Origin of the sequence: Umbribacter vaginalis (genome assembly GCA_001552935.1) — a bacterium.
Taxonomy (GTDB): domain Bacteria; phylum Actinomycetota; class Coriobacteriia; order Coriobacteriales; family Eggerthellaceae; genus Berryella; species Berryella vaginalis.
Map to the genome: position 1 here is coordinate 1 of KQ959700.1, position 4,214 is coordinate 4,214.

Genomic DNA, 4,214 nt, shown 5'->3' on the forward strand with positions numbered 1-4,214 from the left:
GTGTCTTCTGCAGTTTCTCCAGCAATACGCTTTGTTGCCTGATCAAAGCTTGGAACAGAGGGTTCTTCAGGTGTGCCACCCTCAGAGCCGCCTGCCTGTCGATCAAGCTTTATTGCCGACCAATCAAATTTCAATACTGCATCCTGTTCACCTGCATCGCCACCCATAGCGTCAACATTAACACGAATAAATAGCTCATTAAGTGGTTGGTTGCTATGCTCAAACGCAAAGAGATTTGGATACGTTACAGGTGCACCAGCTGAATCAACATCCGACGCAGTTGACACTTCTTGTGCGCGTATAGGCTGATGTTGTGCCAGCGTTGAACTTGTCGCGGCATCAGGGTACGTATACAACTTCATCAAATGTCCCCGAATATTACCCATTACCATTGGTTTTGTTGGAATTTCGCAACGCAGCGTATTCCCCGTTACGATAAGTTTTGCCTTACCGGTAAGCACTCCTGCACCCATCGAAGCCGCACCATTGTCGTTCAATCGAAGCATCTGCACTGGCACGGTATACGTACCATTGGGGAGCGTATCGTTACCTACTTGATCATTAATTTCACTACCTGGCTCCTGAGAAGAGCTACCGCCTTGTGGAGTTGATGGATACGTATAATTTGCTATACGCGCTGCATCTGACGGGCTATCGGCAACTTTTTGTATTGATTTGAAATCTGCATGCATCATAACCTGTGCGTACATTTTCATCTGGCAAATAAATGATGCCATATGAATGATTTCGTCTTTTAAGTTACCGGTATTTCTAAACGCAACACCTTTTGGTAACGGCAAGAGCACTTCTGCAGGGAAAATTTGCCCATCCACTGCTTCCATGCCTGCAATTTTTTGAGGTGTTGTAGCTTTCGAGCTATAAAATGCACCCAGATGTTTGTTCGGTGCTTCAATATCAATAGCTTCAACCTTATGTGCCTCACCGGTATATGCTGTACGAATACCCGTATCAATAGGTGCGGTATACCAGCTTTTCACGTTGGCAATATCTATTGATTTGTAATTATCACTATTAAACTTTGGTCCGTCTTCTAAGTCGTGCACACGGTGATCGTTATTAGTATTGCCCCATTGTGATGTGGCAACTTTAATATCTGACAGCCCCACTACCATACCAAGTGGGTTTTTAATATCAGGAAGTTTCCAGCTGTCAATGAACATATCGCCATTATCGGTAATAGAGAAATGAATCTTAGAATATGCAGGTGAATATCCCATTGCACCTTGCATGCCAAGCCTACCGCCCTGAGCAACAATTTTAGTCATGTACGAGCTACCAAACAACGTATCGATAACGTACTGACCTGGCTTCAGCGATTTATCGGCCTTATACCAACTTGATGAGTCAATAAACTTTGCGCTAATAGTGACCCCATTATCAGGCATAATAAAACTTGCATGAAGGGTATCGGTATGCTCTGTCGGAACAGGCTGATTATGGCTATCAAGAACGGTGAACTCTTGCAGCGCATGCCCGTCCTTAGGAGCAAGTGCAACGTTTACGGTTTCGCCTTTAGGGGCGGAAGTAATAGTAGGGAAATTACCAGTACTGCATGTTACGGTACCTTCACCATCAACATTTGCAGTAATTGATGACCCAAGCGTTTTAAATTGTGGCTCAACAACAACATCGTCATCGGGCATAACAAAAGTATAGGCGTTGTCACGTACTTTTGTATATTGAAGAGGCGTTTTTGAAGCGTCAGATTTTTTGTAAATCTTCATTGTTGCAAGCTCAAAGCGAGCTTCTGGGGTAATCAGCACATTTACGACATCATTCGCGGCAGCTTTATTAGGAAGTGTTACCGTGCCGTGGTCAGCTGCTTGGGATTCAATAGTGTGCTGCACACCTACCTGCTTTGATTGCTCAAATACAGGAAACGCAGCATCATCAGAAATGCTCCAGTCTTTGAATGCAGCAGCTGCGTCTTGTGCCTTAGCCCATGATGAAAGCTTCTTTTGTAATTGCTGTTTGTCTAATACCTTTGAAACTTTATCACCAAAATTGACAGAATCGCTTGGTGATAGAGGGTAATCTTGAGCAAGATAGGTGTCACGTGGTAAAGCTTTATTCCACGCTAAGTTAGAAAATATTCCCTGCGAAATATTATGTTTATTCGTTGGAAGTGTCACAGTACCGCCGTAATAGTTGTTCTCCATTTGAGCAGGGGCGGTTTGTGCAATGTAGGCAAGCTTTAATGATTGGAATGAAACGTTATCGCCTACGTTATATGAGGTGCAAAATGCATTGTTTTTAATAGTGTTCTCTTCAGCATTTGAACCAGAGGCGCTGTTAAATGAACTAATAGCAACATCCTTTAAGGAGCAATTAGATACCTGTACCCCCCCCCGTAGCGTCGTGTTCTTTAACGCTTCGTGGTGGCCTTTATATGCATCCACTTCTTGAGGCGCAAGCGGTTGAAATGCAAGGGACGTGATGAAAGTGTTAGGCTCGTAACCAGGTAAACTATCTCCATGAACATTCATATTTACCTGTATATTGCTATTATAAACTGTAGGGAATCCGGCAAACGTTGCTACTTTCAAGCCGCCATCTTTCTGATTATTAAGCACTTGAGCGTCAATATTTGCTTCGATGTTAACGCCATCAAGAATCATATTAAAGTAACCGAATACCGAATATACATCATTCTCATCGAGATGTGTACTTTCAGTAACACGTACACCTTTAATAGTTGTGTTCTCGCCTTTAATGGTTACAATCGAGCGACCAGACGCTTTAGGCTTAACGCCTTGCCATTCATGTGCACTCATGTCAAGGTCTTTAGCAATAGTAATAATTTTGCCATTGAATTCATTCTTGTTTTTCTGCATACGTAGCATAAAAGCAGCGAACTGAGCTGGTGTGGTAATATTCCAGTCACCAGCTGGGCTTTCGTAAAGCGATTGATCGTAATTACCTTCATCAAACCACGAATCGCTTTCAGTAGCTGATACCGTTATATTGCTATCTGGCATAGCTATCGTTAATGATGAGCCAACCTCAGGTGGCGCGTAATAGTAGTGTTTATCGCCAGCCGCAACGATAACGTTTTTAATATGACCATGCGCAGGTTTTTTTAACGTTAGATCGAACTTAGCGCCAGGAAACGACTGTTGAACAGATGCACTTACAAGCGCGCGAGAAGATTCATCCACTGAAACAGTATGCGATTCGTATTTCAGCAATAAATTATCTGAATTAGCTACTGTGATGTCTTCATCAGGCATGGTAAACGTCCATTGAGCGAATTTACCTACCATGTAGGAAAATACTTTCTTTGAAGTAAGAGTAACTGCTTTTCCACTTGTCGTAGTAACAACAGGTGCAGGGTTTTTGGTGGTATCGTATGCATATCCATTGCTAACATCGCACTTAAGCTGCAACGTAACTTGCTCGCCCTTGTTAGCTTTGCGCTTATGCGCAGTTTCATCATAGCTGCCACCCTGATAAATAGAAAACTCGTTGCCATCAGGTAATGAGCCAAGCGTAATAAAATGAGGAGAAACATTCTGTTGTCCACTATCTGCTGTGGAGCCAGATGTTTCTGCACTCGCAGATGGCGTTGCATGCGCTGATGGGATTACAGGCATCGTCATGCTTGTAGCCATAACGCATGCCAGCAATGCTGGTGCGATACGTTTTTTCATATCATTCCTTTCAATAAGAATTACAAAAGATATTAGATAAACTAATAAGGTAATAGTAAAACGAATAATTAAAAAGTTAACGCTGTATTACTAAAGAGCATTAAATTTACATTGAATACAATATAACTGAGCTTAACAGAAAAAAATACCATAGGTTATGTATAAGCTAAATGTGCTGCTAAAAGGCACTGAAAGGAAGTAACGGCGCTGTACAGGATGCCACTACGCTAAAAAACTGGAGCAGCGCTACACGAGATGTAACGGCACCGAAAAGGCTGAAGCAGCGCTACATGGGATGTAACGGCACTGTACAGCAACACTAGAAAAATATAAGTTCAATAATGATATTTATATAATATGCATTTATAAAAAGTTTGAAGGCGGTTGTGTAGCCACCTTCAAACTCTCATTTCGTAGAATCATACTTACCGCACTACGCGTGTAATGTCCATGTTCGCCCACTGTTGGCATCGTAGCTGTTGAGCAGGAAATAAATATCCTCGCCCATATCAGCATCCTCGTTTGCAGCGCACAGCATGAGTA

Annotated in this window: 1 protein-coding gene; it reads right to left on the minus strand. The window is 42.5% G+C overall.

Going from position 1 to position 4,214, the window contains the following annotated elements; translation table 11 throughout:
• Positions 1 to 3,671 (minus strand): InlB B-repeat-containing protein (locus HMPREF3190_RS04635; RefSeq protein ID WP_156425721.1); only part of this gene is annotated, 3,671 nt, incomplete at its 3' end.
• Positions 3,672 to 4,214 lie beyond the last annotated feature (543 nt).